The organism is Streptococcus parasanguinis (genome assembly GCF_016648855.1).
GTDB classification, from domain to species: domain Bacteria; phylum Bacillota; class Bacilli; order Lactobacillales; family Streptococcaceae; genus Streptococcus; species Streptococcus parasanguinis_L.
The window spans coordinates 39873-55491 of sequence record NZ_JACLQU010000014.1 but is presented as its reverse complement, the minus strand read 5'-3'; the positions used below and the strand labels follow the sequence as shown (position 1 = coordinate 55491).

Annotated in this window: 28 protein-coding genes and 1 pseudogene; 2 read left to right on the top strand and 27 right to left on the bottom strand. The window is 36.4% G+C overall.

Translation table 11 applies throughout. The features are described 5' to 3' along the window. Positions 1-31 precede the first annotated feature (31 nt). From H7T92_RS08775 to dnaB, 23 genes and pseudogenes are all read right to left on the bottom strand, one after another. Positions 32-1444, bottom strand: coding sequence for a terminase (locus tag H7T92_RS08775; RefSeq protein WP_201037566.1), 1413 nt, complete (start codon positions 1442-1444; stop codon positions 32-34). 109 nt (positions 1445-1553) lie between these two features. Further along, positions 1554-1793 carry a DUF7675 family protein gene (locus H7T92_RS08770; protein WP_201037565.1) on the bottom strand — a complete coding sequence of 80 codons (240 nt, stop codon included), beginning with the start codon at positions 1791-1793 and terminating at the stop codon, positions 1554-1556. Further along, positions 1783-3174, bottom strand: coding sequence for a hypothetical protein (locus H7T92_RS08765; RefSeq protein ID WP_201037564.1), 1392 nt, complete (start codon positions 3172-3174; stop codon positions 1783-1785). Before H7T92_RS08765 ends, H7T92_RS08770 begins: the two co-directional genes overlap by 11 nt. Further along, a complete protein-coding gene (locus H7T92_RS08760; RefSeq protein ID WP_201037563.1) occupies positions 3164-4432 on the bottom strand; it encodes a phage portal protein in 1269 nt (422 codons plus the stop codon). Before H7T92_RS08760 ends, H7T92_RS08765 begins: the two co-directional genes overlap by 11 nt. Positions 4433-4533: 101 nt before the next feature. Continuing rightward, positions 4534-4872: an HNH endonuclease gene (locus H7T92_RS08755; RefSeq protein WP_061455150.1), complete on the bottom strand. Its 339-nt coding sequence runs from the start codon at positions 4870-4872 to the stop codon at positions 4534-4536. Positions 4873-5203: 331 nt separating this feature from the next. Continuing rightward, a complete protein-coding gene (locus tag H7T92_RS08750) occupies positions 5204-5770 on the bottom strand; it encodes a site-specific integrase (protein ID WP_061455149.1) in 567 nt (188 codons plus the stop codon). Between the two features lie 215 nt (positions 5771-5985). Beyond that, entirely contained in the window at positions 5986-6423 is a 438-nt protein-coding gene (locus tag H7T92_RS08745; protein ID WP_061455148.1) for an ArpU family phage packaging/lysis transcriptional regulator, read from the bottom strand. 38 nt (positions 6424-6461) lie between these two features. Beyond that, entirely contained in the window at positions 6462-6656 is a 195-nt protein-coding gene (locus tag H7T92_RS08740; protein ID WP_061455147.1) for a hypothetical protein, read from the bottom strand. A 9-nt stretch (positions 6657-6665) separates the two neighbouring features. Continuing rightward, positions 6666-7079: a single-stranded DNA-binding protein gene (gene ssb / locus H7T92_RS08735; protein WP_201037562.1), complete on the bottom strand. Its 414-nt coding sequence runs from the start codon at positions 7077-7079 to the stop codon at positions 6666-6668. 5 nt (positions 7080-7084) lie between these two features. Beyond that, entirely contained in the window at positions 7085-7366 is a 282-nt protein-coding gene (locus H7T92_RS08730; protein WP_061455146.1) for a hypothetical protein, read from the bottom strand. Continuing rightward, positions 7338-7532, bottom strand: a complete 195-nt coding sequence (locus tag H7T92_RS08725; RefSeq protein ID WP_201037561.1) for a hypothetical protein — start codon at positions 7530-7532, stop codon at positions 7338-7340. The genes H7T92_RS08730 and H7T92_RS08725 overlap by 29 nt, the downstream gene beginning before the upstream one ends. 105 nt (positions 7533-7637) lie before the next feature. Then, positions 7638-7820 carry a hypothetical protein gene (locus H7T92_RS08720; protein ID WP_201037560.1) on the bottom strand — a complete coding sequence of 61 codons (183 nt, stop codon included), beginning with the start codon at positions 7818-7820 and terminating at the stop codon, positions 7638-7640. After that, entirely contained in the window at positions 7820-8242 is a 423-nt protein-coding gene (locus H7T92_RS08715) for a hypothetical protein (protein WP_201037559.1), read from the bottom strand. The genes H7T92_RS08720 and H7T92_RS08715 overlap by 1 nt, the downstream gene beginning before the upstream one ends. 12 nt (positions 8243-8254) lie before the next feature. Further along, a complete protein-coding gene (locus H7T92_RS08710) occupies positions 8255-8395 on the bottom strand; it encodes a hypothetical protein (protein WP_176744601.1) in 141 nt (46 codons plus the stop codon). 17 nt (positions 8396-8412) lie between these two features. Further along, positions 8413-8550, bottom strand: coding sequence for a hypothetical protein (locus tag H7T92_RS08705; protein WP_201037558.1), 138 nt, complete (start codon positions 8548-8550; stop codon positions 8413-8415). Continuing rightward, entirely contained in the window at positions 8550-9023 is a 474-nt protein-coding gene (locus tag H7T92_RS08700) for a class I SAM-dependent methyltransferase (RefSeq protein WP_201037557.1), read from the bottom strand. The genes H7T92_RS08705 and H7T92_RS08700 overlap by 1 nt, the downstream gene beginning before the upstream one ends. Further along, the gene (locus H7T92_RS08695; protein ID WP_201037556.1) at positions 9024-9566 is read right to left on the bottom strand and encodes a DUF1642 domain-containing protein; all 543 of its coding nucleotides are present in this window, start codon (positions 9564-9566) and stop codon (positions 9024-9026) included. Between the two features lie 2 nt (positions 9567-9568). Further along, complete coding sequence (locus tag H7T92_RS08690; protein WP_201037555.1) at positions 9569-9964, bottom strand: helix-turn-helix domain-containing protein; 396 nt, start codon at positions 9962-9964, stop codon at positions 9569-9571. Positions 9965-10019: 55 nt separating this feature from the next. Then, positions 10020-10253 (bottom strand): annotated as a pseudogene (locus tag H7T92_RS08685) (DUF3310 domain-containing protein); the annotation flags it as partial. Beyond that, positions 10253-10744, bottom strand: a complete 492-nt coding sequence (locus tag H7T92_RS08680; protein WP_201037554.1) for a MazG-like family protein — start codon at positions 10742-10744, stop codon at positions 10253-10255. The pseudogene H7T92_RS08685 and the gene H7T92_RS08680, both read right to left, overlap by 1 nt. Continuing rightward, positions 10744-11556 (bottom strand): ATP-binding protein, encoded by an 813-nt coding sequence (locus H7T92_RS08675; RefSeq protein ID WP_201037553.1) that lies wholly within the window; start codon positions 11554-11556, stop codon positions 10744-10746. The genes H7T92_RS08680 and H7T92_RS08675 overlap by 1 nt, the downstream gene beginning before the upstream one ends. Next, entirely contained in the window at positions 11556-12314 is a 759-nt protein-coding gene (locus tag H7T92_RS08670; protein ID WP_201037552.1) for a conserved phage C-terminal domain-containing protein, read from the bottom strand. The genes H7T92_RS08675 and H7T92_RS08670 overlap by 1 nt, the downstream gene beginning before the upstream one ends. After that, the gene (dnaB, locus tag H7T92_RS08665) at positions 12315-13649 is read right to left on the bottom strand and encodes a replicative DNA helicase (RefSeq protein ID WP_201037586.1); all 1335 of its coding nucleotides are present in this window, start codon (positions 13647-13649) and stop codon (positions 12315-12317) included. Positions 13650-13698: 49 nt separating this feature from the next. Here dnaB and H7T92_RS08660 point away from each other — a divergent pair, with 49 nt between their 5' ends. Then, positions 13699-14154: a hypothetical protein gene (locus tag H7T92_RS08660; RefSeq protein ID WP_201037551.1), complete on the top strand. Its 456-nt coding sequence runs from the start codon at positions 13699-13701 to the stop codon at positions 14152-14154. Positions 14155-14181: 27 nt separating this feature from the next. Here the strand turns inward: H7T92_RS08660 and H7T92_RS08655 are convergent, their stop codons facing one another. From H7T92_RS08655 to H7T92_RS08640, 4 genes are all read right to left on the bottom strand, one after another. Continuing rightward, the gene (locus H7T92_RS08655; RefSeq protein ID WP_201037550.1) at positions 14182-14358 is read right to left on the bottom strand and encodes a hypothetical protein; all 177 of its coding nucleotides are present in this window, start codon (positions 14356-14358) and stop codon (positions 14182-14184) included. Further along, complete coding sequence (locus H7T92_RS08650; protein ID WP_201037549.1) at positions 14348-14701, bottom strand: hypothetical protein; 354 nt, start codon at positions 14699-14701, stop codon at positions 14348-14350. Before H7T92_RS08650 ends, H7T92_RS08655 begins: the two co-directional genes overlap by 11 nt. An 18-nt stretch (positions 14702-14719) precedes the next feature. Beyond that, positions 14720-14986, bottom strand: coding sequence for a helix-turn-helix domain-containing protein (locus tag H7T92_RS08645; RefSeq protein ID WP_201037548.1), 267 nt, complete (start codon positions 14984-14986; stop codon positions 14720-14722). A gap of 82 nt (positions 14987-15068) precedes the next feature. After that, complete coding sequence (locus H7T92_RS08640) at positions 15069-15278, bottom strand: helix-turn-helix domain-containing protein (RefSeq protein WP_084940178.1); 210 nt, start codon at positions 15276-15278, stop codon at positions 15069-15071. 109 nt (positions 15279-15387) lie between these two features. Between H7T92_RS08640 and H7T92_RS08635 the strand changes: the two genes are divergently transcribed. Then, positions 15388-15480, top strand: coding sequence for a type I toxin-antitoxin system Fst family toxin (locus H7T92_RS08635; protein ID WP_000970295.1), 93 nt, complete (start codon positions 15388-15390; stop codon positions 15478-15480). Positions 15481-15619 lie beyond the last annotated feature (139 nt).

Below are 15619 nucleotides of genomic sequence, written 5' to 3'. Positions count from 1 at the left end.
TCAAAAAAAGCAGTTCTTAGACTGCTACTTTTTAATAACTGATTTTTTGCTTTTTCTTAGGTTTAGTGGTTACACAAGCCCAATGCGCAAGCAAAGCGCTGTCCATCAAAGAAATATCCATATCGTCAAAATGAGAGCGATAACCAAAACCACCATTTGAACCAATATTTCGCTTATCGCAGTTAGTAGCCACTTTTGATAGAGATGGTTGTCCAGCATGGCAGATATTTTTTTGATAAATACCTAGCTCCCAAAGAGCATTTGCCACTATGATCTCTTTAACGGTTGGTAAGATGACATTCTTAATTTTGTAGTCCTTCAATTCTTCATCTAGAATCTTTTGACCACTTGCACCGTCAATAACGATTTGGGCCACATCTGCACTACGCAGAAAAGCTACTAGCCAGTCATTCCCATTGCGCACTGATTGACAATCTATAACTTCGACAAAAAAACGTCCATCTTTCGTCCGCACTGCAACGCTCATAGCAACGTTTGTACCATCTTGTCCATACTTAATCCCAACAAATAATTGTCCGACAAGATCAGGAATATCAGATACTTTTAATTCGTTCCATTCTGTTTCAGATATAGCAGACTTCTGATTGTAAGTAGGCCAGAAACCTAGACGTTGAACATTATGATCTAGTTTATCTTCACCTAGCTCAGCTTCTACTTTTCGTTCATTCAAGTGATAACCCATTGAAGGATTTGAATGATACCAGGCATCTACATCGTCAATCTCTTTTTCTTCAGACACAGACCATTCAGCCCAACCAGAGTATTTCCCTTTACCGAATAAGCACGTTTCTCGATACTTAGTAAAGACTGTACCACTGGAAACTGGAGTAGGAGGAGTCCCACACATGATAGTCATTGGATTAGCACTATCGGTTACAGTGTATTTCAAAGCAGATTCCTGCTCTGTTGTGTACTCCTGTGCCTCATCAATGATCAGCATATCGAATCCTTCACCAAGACCCCCATTTGATGTCCTGGTACGGAATTGGACCACACCACCAGTTTTATATAATTCTATCCGTTCCTGTCCTTTGGCACGGATAGAGTTGAAATCTTCACCATCCACATATCCCATCTTTTCCAGGTAACGTTTAACCTTTTCAAATGAGGCATGGGAAGTGGAAATACGATGAGCTGTGTGAAGGATGTTTAGTCCTTTATGCAGCCCCCAAATCTCCAAAATGTAAAGAAGCTCTGACTTCCCGTTTCGTCGAGGAATAGAGTATCCAAATTTCTGATGCACCCATAAGCCATTTTTATCAACAGCCATCATAGGTAGTAGAAGGTTTTTTTGCCAAGAATAGCAAGAAAGACCAGTTTTTTCGTAAAGATCAATCGCTTCATTTGCTAATGAATTTTTCTTGACGTATTTTAAAATCACCGATTGAGTAGGATTCTGATTGCCAAGTTTCTTCCTAGCCATACTATAACCTTTCAATCGTAATCGCATGATAACCCTATCGCTGGGAGATATCGGATCACCTCCTAATTAAAACCACAATAAAAGCACCCTTTCGAGTGCTTCAGTATTCTTATTTTCGGTCTGAAAAGAATTCAGCCCAATATGGATTTTCTTTATCGAAGATTTCAACCTCTTCTGAGGTCATGTTTTGAGGGTAATCTTCAAAAAGGTTATAGAACTTTTCCTTATCAAACGTAAATAACATCAGCCCTCTAGCAAACCATGACGTATCAACCCACCAAATTTTGTCATCATGATTTTCTTTATAGCAATATTCAGACCAGTTTATTTTTTCATAATCATCTTTCATGGCCTTCAATTCCTTTCATTTGTTTAGAACCATCTGTGTTAATGAAACTCAATATATTATGGAACTCAGGATTATCTTTCAATGAATCCGAATCGATAATACAACTATCCACATCATATTTACCGTGTCTGGTGCTATGCGTTTTTTTACACTTGAATCTTTCTTTCAAAACAACGTTATCTAATGGTTTAAATCCATTTGATATTCGGGATTGTAATTCCAAATATTCGAAACGGCCTTCATTTTTTCTTATGATTGCCGCATGTCTACCTACTGCTAAATAATACTCATTCCCAGACTCTACCTTTTCCAACAATTCTCTGACAGCAGTAAAGTCATTTGTATGTTTAACAACATGCATTTTAACACCAGGAAGATTTCCTATCATTTGGATTCTACTGTTTCTAGAGAAAAAGTCACAGCTTTCCCCTCCTCGAAAATCTAAAACGGTATAACCACCTTTATTACCTATGTAAGCAAATGCTGCTGATGAGCATGATCCTTTTGTTCTATCTCCACCACCAACAGCATCAATGATTTGATTCTCTGTTAGTTTTTTACGACTTTTTTTAATAGGGTTCGAAGAAATTCCTTCTTGAAGCGCAAGTCTTCTCACTTCGCTCATTTGAGATTTCCCATTGATATCTTTTCTTGCTTCTATCTTATCACTTTCATCTGTTTTTCTCCAAATTTTGCTCCAAATGTCTTTAACTTTCCCGCTTTTTGGATCATAGTCAACAATACAACGACAATGTTGATGTCTTCTATATACATTTTTTGGAACTTTTGGATATTTATAGCTACCTTGAACCTCTTGACACCAATCACAGCAATGGAGATAAGATTTTCTAATAATTTCGGGTTGTAATCCAGATTTATGATGAAACTCAGCATTTTTTTGAATACTATCATCAATAATTGATTGCGTGAAATTGACAATAGGCTCACCGAGCAGCCACCTTACATCTTCAAAATTATCTTCAGACGAAAAGCGATTTACGATACCATCTATTCGATCTTGATTTAGTAAAGGAATTTGAACTTTAAGCCCTATTTTTGCCTCTCTGTTCAAATTTTCCTGAACATCTCTAGTATAAGCGCTTATTATCTCATAATTACGACCCAGCACGTCCATCAACAAACGTTGAGCAATATTGTAATACATTTTACCATCTGGTAATTTATCGGCGCTTAGAGAAGCTTCCAGAGCCTTAGAGAGAATTTCTCCAACTTCGATAGCGAACTCATTCGCTGTCTTATAAGTTGCTTTTTTGGCCTGAAGTTCTGCAAAAGCTCGACTGACAACTTCGCTCTTCCCATATTCACTTTCAAAAAGATGCTGTACTTCCTTTAGAATACCAGGTAATACATCATGTTCCATCTGGTTCTCCTTCATTTGTCACAGGAACAGCAGACATATCACCAGCAATACCTGTAAGATCTCGAACCGTTTCAGCATTGATATAGCCAGGCAAGGCTTGATTCAATTTAAGAGCACCATCACCAATCATGGTCATCATATTAGCATCCGCTTCAAATAATGGTTCCCATTTCACGGTTGTTTTCACGAATTGGCTTCTTTCGTAATGAAATTCATCACGCAAACAAGCAGCTACATAAGCTACATTTAGGAAACCAGCACCTAATGATCGCTGAGCCTTTCGACCTGCTAAACGCAAGTTCTCATGACTAGCTTTAATCGCTTCTACAGATGATGGGTTATCTGAAACGAATCCCAAATCATCCAAGGTCAAACCCATTTCTCCAGCAAATCCAGCTGCTGCTGTCCTCAATTGCTCTGTGAATGGTGTCATGCTAGCAGTCGTAAACTGTCCGATACTTGGTTTTTCTCCAGTATCACTTGCTGAGATAGTTAGTAGGCTAGAAACTGTTGCTTTCCACTTTTCTAATGGTTCTGCATCAGGATCCAGGCCAATGATATATTTTTGTGGCCATGAGTAAAATTCAGCAGTAATATCAGCACGTTCTAGAGTCCGTTTAGCGTATTTTTGATAATACATCCCTGCCCTAGTAATCCGTGAACGACCAAAAGGACGAACTGCATCTGGCCTGTGAATAACAGGGACCAATAAAGGAATATTAGCAGGGTTCTTGACTGAATAAGGCTCTTCATCTTTTGGAATGAAGTGAGTGGCATTCGACTCAAAATATGCTTCCAAAGTTGGTTGTCCGTAATCATCACGAGCTAATACTGCATACCCTTCATTTAACAGTCCAGTGATCGGATCAATAATTCCTGTTGCATTGCTTGATTCAATCACCTGCAATCGCACTTCTTCATTATCCCCTTTCGAAAGGTAGATAAAACTACACGATCCAATCAAAGCGGATAAGATTGCACTATCAAAAAAGATATCCGGGTTATTTTGTTCAAAAATCTCAGTAACTTCAAAATCATCATTTTCGAACTTTCTAAACACTAGACGATCTGCAAGGCTATCAACCCCCTTAGCAGTCCACCCCAACGTTGATTTGTATTGAGCACGGACATTTATAGGGATAGTAATCCCTATGGGGTTGTCATTATTTTTCATAGCATAATGCTTATACCGCAAATTAACTCTAGGCCTGCAAAATTCTAATTTTCTTCTGAGATATTCAATTCCTCTTAGTTCCAATTTCTTATCCTTTCGTTTTGGCACGAGAAAATATGTACAGTGACGGCGTGAAGCTCGGCCAGAACCGAGGGGAGGGGGTAACCCCCCCTATCAGTTCTGGGTCAACTGTGGTATTTCAGCCAATTGGTTGATTGTGGCAAATTGCGATTTCCAACAATTGCATTTTTTTCAAAATTTTGTTCAGCATATAACTTATCAGACTTTTGTCTATTGCATTGCCAATGCGCAAGCTGTAAGTTCTTGATGTCTGATGGATGTCCATTCCTATTCACTGGAATGATGTGGTCTATCACTGGGGATAGTGGGTGAGGGTACCTGAGTGATTTATCTACAGGCTGGCCACAGATCCCACAGGTATTCTGAGTCTTGAGTAGTATCTTCTTATTCTTTTCAAATGCTACTCGATGTGGTCCGTTACGGTCTGCCCGTAGTTCTTTCATTGTATACCTCGATTGTCTTCTCTGTTTTATATCATCCTGCACACCTTATCCTCGTTCCCTTATTCGGTATCAATACCCTGGTATTGAATAGTGGGGGGTATTATTTTGTTAGATAGGGGGGAGTAAATTAATAAGGGAAGGTGTAATAATTAGGCCTGGTATTTTTAAGTTGATGGGTGTTATTTTATTAGAGGGGGAGGGTCTTTGAATTTAACATATCTTATATTCTGTTAATTTGAATCATAAGACTTTCCACCTTACTCTCTCATAGTTAAGTAGGCCATCGTCAATAAATGAATTTACTTTATTTCATTTTGTTAAATACATAGCCTTAATAAGCAAAATTCAGCATGCTATTATCTAGCTCATCTTGCTTGAACCCTATATAGCCCAGTGTGATATCTGGTGAAGAATGATTAAATAATTCCATCAATATCCCAACATTTTGATTCTTTCTGTAGTGATGGTATCCAAACGTTTTCCTCATGGAATGTGTTCCGATATTTGTTAAACCAATATGCTCTCCTGCATCCCTCAAGATCTGATATGCTGCCACCCTGCCAATGTGTGTTATTCTAAGTCCTTCATTGCTTACTTTTTTTCTCGAAGGAAACAAGTAATCATAATCCTTTAATTCATTTTCCTTTATATAATGATCCAGGGCTTTTCTTAGAGCTGGGTTAATAGCGAACCTTTTTGTTTTACCTGTCTTTCGTTCGGTAACTTCAATGTGAGTTCCTTTAACACTTCTTACTTTCAAGGGCAGGATATCACTAACTCGCATTCCTGAATACAGCCCTGTAACCATCATTACATAGTCTCGTTCATTCTTACTCTTTAAGTAATCCTTCATGCGTTCAATATCATCTGTATCACGAATCGGTTCTACTTTACGCATTTACCTACTCCTTTCAAATAAAAATAGTCAGTCCGTTAGAACTGACTTAAAATATTAGCTGTATGGGATTCGAACCCATGCCACCCCGAATTTCTCCTGGTGAACAGCTAACCAAAAAATACAATTAGGAGATTCACAAAAAACTACCCGGCTACCGCCTTCATTTTCTGATAATACTATTTTAAGTCATAATTTGTGTTATGTTTACCGTATTTTTACCGCAAAAATACCGTTTTTTTATTACATACTAGCACAGCATCTCGATACTGTTCTGCGAATGCTAACAAAGCATTATTGTATAGTTCCTGAAATTTAGTCCTCTCTATACCTAGATAGTTGTAAATTTCGTAGTTTAGATCTTTTTGATTTTTTAAAAACTTGGAAAATAGTATGTACCGATAAGTAGGATTGAATAGCCTGCTTACCGCTTGTTCAATTTCTTCTAACTCAATCATTGCATCCACACGTCGAACAGCTAAATTTTCAACAGCTTTATTAGGTCCTGCTCCTCCCCTTGGTTGAAATGTGAATTCCTGCGTTACTTTTTGAATTGGGTCATCACATGCTATTTCTCTCCAGCGTGGATATTCTGAGAGCTTTTTCTTAGCCCTTCTTATTGTTTCTTTTTCATCGATATCATCAAAAAGCTGCATTCTTCACCTCCGTTTCCTGAATCGCTATATCTGTTAGTTTATCTTGCTTTCCACTTCCGATTTTGTTTCTTAATCTTAAAATCTTTAACGATCTTCTTCCACTCGTTATCACATGAAGAATGTATGAAGTGACTTATTCTTTCTTTAAGTTTTTTATTTTCTACCTCAAGAGCTTCAATCTCTTTGTAGCATCGTCGAACTTCTTCACGATAGAAATCATCAAATATAATCATATATACCTCCTAAAATGGAAGATCATCGTCGCTGATGTCCATTGGATTTGAAGCATGAGAAGGTGGCATTTGTTCCATCATCGAATTTTGATTGCCGGAATTATCACGTTTTTCTAGAATTTGAAAATTCTCTGCTACAACCTCTGTGACATAAATACGTCTACCATCCGTCCCTTCATAGTTTCTTGTTTGGATACGTCCAACAATTGCTACAAGGTTCCCTTTCTTGGTCCAGTTTGCAAAGCGTTCTGCTTGTTCACGCCACATCACGCCATTTACAAAATCCGCATCGTATTCTCCGTTAGCATTTTTAAAATTACGATTGCAAGCAATTGTAAATTGTGCAGTAGCAATATCTGAAGGAGTACGTTTCAACTCTACATCCTTTGTTAATCTTCCGATCAAAGTTACATTGTTAATCATTATTCTTATCCTCCTACTCCGTTCTGTTCGGCAATTTCTTTCAGCTTCTGAGCTCTTTCATGCTCACGCATTTGATATTCTCTATTTAATTTATTAAGAATAGTATCCTGCATTGTATTTTTTTCAGCCATGCGCTGGATGCTTAATTCGTGCTCTTCTACTTCCCATTGCAAATCCCTATTTTCTTGCTCAAGTTTTCTTATTCGTGTGTTTAGATTTATGCTTGATAGAAAGAGTATTAAAAATAGAGCTGCAATATTAACAATCAGTAATTGATTTTTGTTCATACTCTTCAATCTCCTTGTCTAAATCTATGACTTTACGTTTCATCCATTCTTTGTTCGCTGTGGCATTTTGTTTTCCTATTTGATTACATAAAGATATGAACAATTTCTCATCTTCTAGTCTTTTTTGATAGGCATTTCTTGTTTTAACTAATGTCTCTAATTTCATCTTTTTTATCATCCTCTGTATTTGATAGAATAGCCACCAAAATGGCCCAAATCAAGCCAGATAGCCAGACTGCTGTGAGTAGTATGTAGATAAAGTTTTGAAGGGTCATTGGTTATCCTCGCTTCCGTATCCAACTAAATAAACTACCTCTTTTGGGTTAATGCATACATTCTTAACACGCATTAAATGTCCATTGTTGAATTGACTAACCAATCTAGTTAAATCTTTCTCACTGCATCCATGTGCTTCAACCTTATTGCCATTTTTTAAATAAAATACAATATTCATCATTTCTCCTCCGACACAGTTATGTTGAACGTGTGACTGTCTAAAACAAACTTTCCATTGCTGCCCAAAAGATTATCGTCTACGATAATTGCTTTTGCTGTATCTACTACAAGTTTTCCTACTTGTAATGCAAACACAAAATCGTCTATCTTGGGCATTTTCTCTTTTTTCATCATTTTGTCACTTGGTGGTTTTGGATATCTCATCCAGAATACTGTGTCTTCATCAGTATCCTCAAAACCAATTCCTTCCCCATAATCAATCCAAGTATCTGTTATTATCCGCTTTGTCGTTGGATTATAGACAAGGACCTCTTCGTCGATTTCCGGGGTTTTACCTTCCCAAACAAATTCAATGCCACCATTAAAATATTCCTTTTCATCTTCAGCAATATTTCTTGTTGTTAACTTATTCCATTCCATCACTCTACCTCCTCAAAATTTCTTTGGTTTATTTCTTTTGAAAATAGGATTTTTCTTTTCTTTTTTCTTCTGCTTGTGATATTCACTGTCTTTATTGAAGATAATATCTTCATCTTCAATAAGTTCTCTAATAAATTGGTCGTCTGGAATCATCCTTCCAACTCCTCTACTTATGCTTCGTTCAAGTATTGGTTAAATACATCTTCATTAAGAACTCCGTTTTCAATTAAGTTCTCAACAGCAATTTCAATTTTAATCAAACGATTTAATTCTTTATTTGGCAATGAAGCCATAATAATTTCTTCCATCAATTCACCTCTTCAAACTTTACAAATGTCATCCAGTGGGTTGTCCCTCTTTGCTGGCCGAACAAAGGGGTAAATGGAATGACCTTTAGTATTTCTTTTACATTTACCTGGCAATCTGACCATTTGAAAATTAAGGTTCCCCCTGTTTTTAAGACCCGCATGCACTCTTCAAAGCCTTTAGCCAAATCTTCAGACCAAGTCTTTTTATCAAGTTGACCATACTGTGCTCTCATTATCGAATTTTGACCAGCCCATTTTAAATGAGGCGGATCAAAAACAACCAAATTAAAAGTATTATTTTCAAATGGCATATCACGAAAATCGCCGATAACATCAGGATCTACATTAACTTTTTTACCATGGATTTCAAACTTTTCTTTTCTTATGTCCATGAAAGTTGTATGGCTTTCGTTTTTATCAAACCAAAACATACGGCTTCCACAACATGCATCAAGTATTTTAGTTTCCGTCATTTATTCCACTTCCTCAATCTCAATCCCCGGGCAATCAAACACCCAGCCGAAGTTGGCTTCTTCTAATTGTTTTTTGGTGTGTTCTGTACGAAATTTTTTATCTAGCTTTATTGACGATAACACCCAAGCGTGTTGAAATTTGATAAAGTTTAAATAATTAAAATCATCACTTTCCATCCCTTTAAATCTTACGTAATACCGCTTCTCTTCCTCGACTGTGTGGCCATAAAGCCAAGCACGGGCTAAAATATTGCTTTCTTTCCTACACCATCTTATACATTTTCTAACATCTCCTTCAAAAGTTTCATTTACTAAACTTTCAAAACCGTTTTCTGGATCAAGACATCCAAATAATGTAAAATCATGTTTTTGGCAATACTCAATCCAATCTGCAACATACTGAGGGACTGTGACTTTTTTCGTATCTATTTCATTCAATTGTTCCAAGTCTCTTAAAAAGCATTGACGAGCTATTTCAGCGCCATTTGCGTCCCATACGCCCTCAAGGCCTTCATATTTTTTAATTAAATCTTCTTTATTCATCATCATTCCTCACTTTTAACCACAGTTAGATTTCCTGTTTTTTTACCTTGAGCATGCAATTCTGCATAATACTTAAGCATACCTGCATCTTTGCCGATAATACGACTCAATTCTTTAAGTGGCCCTCGACAGATGTATCTGCCATCTTTATATAATTTGTAATCTGCTAACTCTTCTGGATCCCCAACAATGGAACTTTCTGTCACACCAAAATAATCACAAAGGCATTGAACTTGAAACTTTCCTAACTGCACTCTACCATTTAACCATGAAGTAACTGCATCTCTCCCATATCCTAATTCAAAGGATAATTGATGCCTAGTCATACCTCGACTTGCTAGGAGTAATTGCACTTGTTGTTTAGCATGTTCAATCTGATTCTTTGTGTACTTGCTCATTCTCTAACTCCTTTACTAAAGAACTGAGGAATGCTAAAGATTCTTTTTTACCTGCGATTTCCTCAAGAACCCATACCAAATTGCGGAAGGCTTTTTTTACATCCTCTATGCCGTTCTTCTTTTGGAATCGTAAAAGGTATTTCATTGAATTGCCCCATGCCCAACCTGCCTTTCCTGCTAAATCACCTATGAAGTTTTCTATCACATCAATTGCTTCCATCCCATTTTTTCCATGATAATGGCTGGGGTTGTTGATAGTATCATACTGTTTCACTTTGTTTTCGCCCATCATAAATCCTCCTCTTTCACCCAAACACCGTCAACTAAGCGCCCTGTTCGATCTTTGATCTCCTCGTATGCCAAACCTAAACACTCTGTGAAATCGATATTCAAAAACTTAGATACTCGAATCAATTCAAATGCTACATTTTTTAATTGATAATTTTGGCGACTAAAGTAAGCAGCAACTGATTGATCTAGCAATAAAATAAAATGATCTTCTTCCTTGTTAGAATTCGTAGAAGGAACTGATTCTGTATCTGGAAATACTTCTTTCGTATCAATTCCTAATTGTAGAGTAAGGCCAATTAACACTACAGCAATGTCTCCGATGCTATCTTTTATAACGTCATCTTGTTTTTTTGCTAGCCCACTAGCTAATTCCCCAATTTCCTCAAACAATTTTAAAAATTGTTTATCAGGATTCTGAGTCTGTAAATTACGATCATAAAACCATTTTTGAGTTTTCTTAATTAACTCAATCAATTTTTTATTTTCCATTAATACCTTCTGCTTTCCATCCCATCAGGGAATTTAAAAATATGTTTACTTGCACCCTTAAAAATTCTATCTGCAAGTGCTGAATTATAGATTTTTTTGATTTCGATACTAGATAAGTTAGTATTTATAAAAGTTGTCTGTCGATTGTCTAAGATCTTGAATAGAACCCTTTGCCTCCATTCGTTTGCTTGTTTGAGGGTGTCACTCATGCTGCTCTCTTTTCCTAGATCATCGAGAAAGAGATAGTCTACATTGCTAAGCATTTCTACAGCATAACTTTCTGTAAAATCGCCTTTCCCACCAAAGCTATTTTCTATCTCAGTAAATAACCTAGTTACCGATATGAAAATAATACTTTTAGGACTACCTATGTCCTTGAATTTATTGTTCAGAGAAGATGCTAAAGCAATTGACAGATGACTCTTACCGACTCCAGGAGGTCCAGTGATAATAACGTTTCCAGTTTCTCCCTTAATGTAGTCTCTCAGCATCCTTTTTGAAAAATTTAAACCTTGCTCTGCACTCTGATTATCAGTGCTAAAGTTATCTAGATCTTTCCCAATCAACTCAGCAGGAAATAAGCTGAAGCGATTGAATACTTCAAATGTTTTAGCTAATTTTGAATTAATTGCTGACTCATTATTTAACTTTTTCTCTATTCGTTTAATTTCTTCCTTCTCACACTCTGGACAAACCTGCAAATATTTCAATTTTCCAGCAATAACTACTGGACTCTCCCATAATTGGCAAGAGTGCACTTCACAGATTTTATCTAGTAGCTTTTTTCTTTCAATATCTTTTAGAGCTTCCATTAGAATCCCAGCCTTTCATCAACTGCTGAAGCAAATGAGCGGATATTTTTTGGTATGCTACGATTAAGATAACTATCAAACTTATTCCCAAAAAGCGTTTGAGGTTGTAGATATCGTTCATAATCTGTTCCCATCCATGTAGCTGCCATAACATTAACCACATGTTTAAAGTCTTTTAGTTCATAACCTTCCTTCAAGCGTGCTTTAATGTATTTATGATGGCTAGCTGTATTTTTGTTGAAGTTCTTATTTGTAACCTGATTGAGATAAGTAATAACTTCCTGACAAATCGACTTAATATTGTTATTATCAGTATCGTTAATATCTATCTTGTTTGTCTGTACTTTTTCCAGTTCAAGAACTGTATTTTCTACAGCTCCATGCTGTACTTTTTCCAGTTCAAGAACTGTATTTTCTACAGCTCCATCAACTTGACTGATATAAATTCTATTTGGTAGATTATTTCCTTGTCGAACCTCTTCTAGTAAGCCCACCTCTCTTAATTCTTTCTTCACTTTAATGATTGTTTTTTCACTGCTATTTAAATCAATCATTAATTGCTCATTTGTATAATATTGAAAAACATCTCCCTTTCTGTCATGCCAGCCATTTTTTATCGATAGCTCAAGCCTACCAAACAGTAACATATACATTAGTTTTGCATTGTTACTAAGTTTTTTATATTTTTCATCATAAATAAATGGTTTAGGGAATTTAAAGAAAGCTAGAAAGCCTGCTACTTCAGATTTTTTAATCATTTATTGTACCTCCATATTTGTAAATTTTGTAAATTCTTTGTGGAAGAATAATTTGACGGTACCTAATCCCCCATGACGGTTCTTTTCAAAGATCACTTCTGTCACATTATCATCTTCCTCTTGTCCCTCACGACGGTAATAAGAATCTCGGTAAAGAAATGCTACAATATCAGCATCTTGTTCAATTGATCCTGATTCACGAAGATCTGACAGAACTGGCCTTTTGTCATTACGTTGTTCTACTCCACGAGAAAGTTGACTAAGTGCAATTACTGGCACTTTTAATTCCTTGGCTAAAATCTTTAATTGTCTAGAGATCTCAGATACTTCTTGCTGTCTATTTTCTTTTCCTCTGCCAGTAATCAACTGTAAATAATCAATAACAATCAAACCTAACTCTCCTGTTTTTTGAGCTAATTTCTTTGATCGTGCTCGGATGTCAGAAATTCTGATGCCAGCGGTATCATCAATATAGAGTTGAGCCTTTGATAACTGTTCCTGTGCTAAGAGCATCCGTCTCCACTCACTGTCAGATAACTTTCCTGTCCTGATGTGATAGGATGGAATCACTCCTTCAGCGGATAGCATCCGTTCTACCAGGCTCTCTGCCCCCATTTCCAGTGAGAAGATAGCTACTGGTTTACCCGCTCGTATTGCGACATTCTGTGCAATATTTAGAGCAAACGCTGTTTTACCCATAGCAGGTCTGGCTGCCAAAATAATTAAGTTGTCTTCGTGTAGTCCTGTTGTTATTTTGTCAAAATCGGTAAAACCTGTAGCAAGGCCAGTAACATCTCCAACGTGCTTAGATCGTTCATCAATTCGAATATTAGTGGAATCCAATACATCCATGATGTTTCTAAAACCTGAGTATTGATTGGCACTTACCGATGTCAGTGTATTTTCAAGTCTTACTATGACATCATCTAAATCTTGGTGATCTTCATATACTTTTTCAAGTGCTTTACCTAGATCATTGATGACCTCTCTTGCTTTAGCTTTTTCGGCCACAATCTTTGCATAATGTTCAATGTGAGCACTAGTGGGAACTGAATTGATCAAACTAGCAAGAAAAGCCATTCCACCAATACGCTCAAACTCTCCAATAGAGTCAAGTGCTGATTTTACAGATACAGGGTCAATTGGTTCCCCCTTATCTGCCAAATCTTCCATAACATTGAAGATAATACCGTGAGATAACTTATAAAAACTTTCCTGTGTAAGAAATTCTGATGCGATAAAGATTTTTTCTGGGTCAACGAAAATTGATCCAAGTACCGCCTGTTCAGCTAGTATGTCGTGAGGCAGGATATTTGTTTTTTCTGCCATTTTTATTTTTCCTTAATATTGATATAATTAAATTAAAAACAATAGGGGTCTATCTATGAGAAATAAATATTCATTAATTTTTCCTTTGCTTATCACAATACTAATGTCATATTTGTATTTGAAATATTTACCTACTAGCATGGAGTCAACTCTTGAAGTTTTGAAAGGAATACATTTTGAGACTTTATTTACGTTTTTAATTTTAGCTTTTATTATTTCATATTCAGTGTTAGTTACTGTATACAATTTCCTTTTGTTTTATGATCTAGTTGAAAAAAATGATATTCAACTTTCAACATCGATCGCAATGATTTCTTTTATCCTTCTTTTCGGTTGTTACCTTGTTAAGAGCTTGTCTGAGAAAGAGTTCAACCTGATCGCTATTTTTATCAGTTTCCCTTTTCTCTATTTGATCCCTAATACCTTCCAAGGTATTTTCAAGGTTACAAAGAAGTTTAAAAATATTAAAAAGGGTAAAGGAAATAATGAAACCGAAAGAGATGAATACTAATGTCTCGTTTCCCATACAATCCTCTCCTTATCTACGACGTCCAAAGCGCATAGCTTGCCGAGCTTCTTCGATTTGTTGTTTTTCCTTGATCAACTTTTTTAATTCCCGTTTCGACTCTTTGCATCGTTGGCTAATTGCACTTACCATGATCGCCTCAAATAACACCACGATTACCAATACACCAATAATAATTTCATTTAACATTTTCTGATCTCCATTTCTTGTTATATTCATCTAAATCAATTGCCAATACTGCTGCTAAATTCTTTTGTTCAGTTAGTATTTGCCTTTTGTAGGGTGCTAAACCTGCATCTCGTTCTTCCTTTGTTTTTGGCAAAAAGTATCCATTCGGCTTTTCTTTTTTTGCTACAATAGGATGGTTAAAGTTCACTTTCAGGCTTTCTACAATAGTTTCTAATTTTCGTTTACTTAAATTGAAACGTCTTTGTAAGACTCTGGCTTGAATTGGCGTTTCAAATGATGCACTTTGTAGGATTGTGTTTAGCACCTGTGTTTCTAATAATGTCATTTCTCTAGAAACTGCCATTTTTATCTCCTTTGCTATCTAAATAACGATATTACTTTGAATGAATTGATCTAATTCATTCTTGTCAATTCGTTTTGTTCCATCAATTTGATAAAGATTCAATCCCATCTTGATCCATTTTCTGATGGTGTTTGAACTGCAATTTGCATAGTGCGCTGCACTTTCTAGTGACAACCATCGTTTCTCTGATATCTCCTGGTCTAAGAATTCAGTGAAAGATTCTTTAAATTGAATTCGAACCACTGATCTTATTCCGTTTTCAAATTCTTCACTTAGAATATTCATTGTCATCTCCAATTTGTGTTATACTATTAGTAGTTTCTTTTTCTAGTGCGCCTAACCTCGTTAGGTGCCTTTTTTATATTCCCTACTCCTCAAATTTTTCCCATGACTCATTAATTCGCAATTTTTTGTTAATACGAAGCTTCAAGTCATCACTCCCTTTTCCATCTTTTAGCAGCTGTGTGATAGCTGATGGACTAACACCTACAACAATGGCCAAGTCCGTCTGTGACCATCCACGTTTTTCAATTCGCTCTTTTACAAGCTCGATCCACTTGCGATGTTGTTGGCTCATGTAACTTCCTCCTTTTGAAAATAAAAAATGCCCTATCTAACTGATAGAGCATGTGATATAATATTTTGTGGCACTTCTACACCGCCTGCGAAAGGAGGTGAGATAGCCCATGATGGAACTAATCCTTAAAACTATCATCGGACCGATTGTGGTCGGTGTCGTTCTTCGTTTAGCTGATAAATGGCTGAACAAGGACAAATAGTGTCAAAAAAGACCCCAAGCTTAATGTGGAAGTTAGCCTGGGGTCTTTTCTAGTCCATGATATAGAACTAATCCTTAATTCCCCTATATTATCTCACATGCTCTATTCAATTGTCAAGGGACAAGGTTAAAGAGTTAGT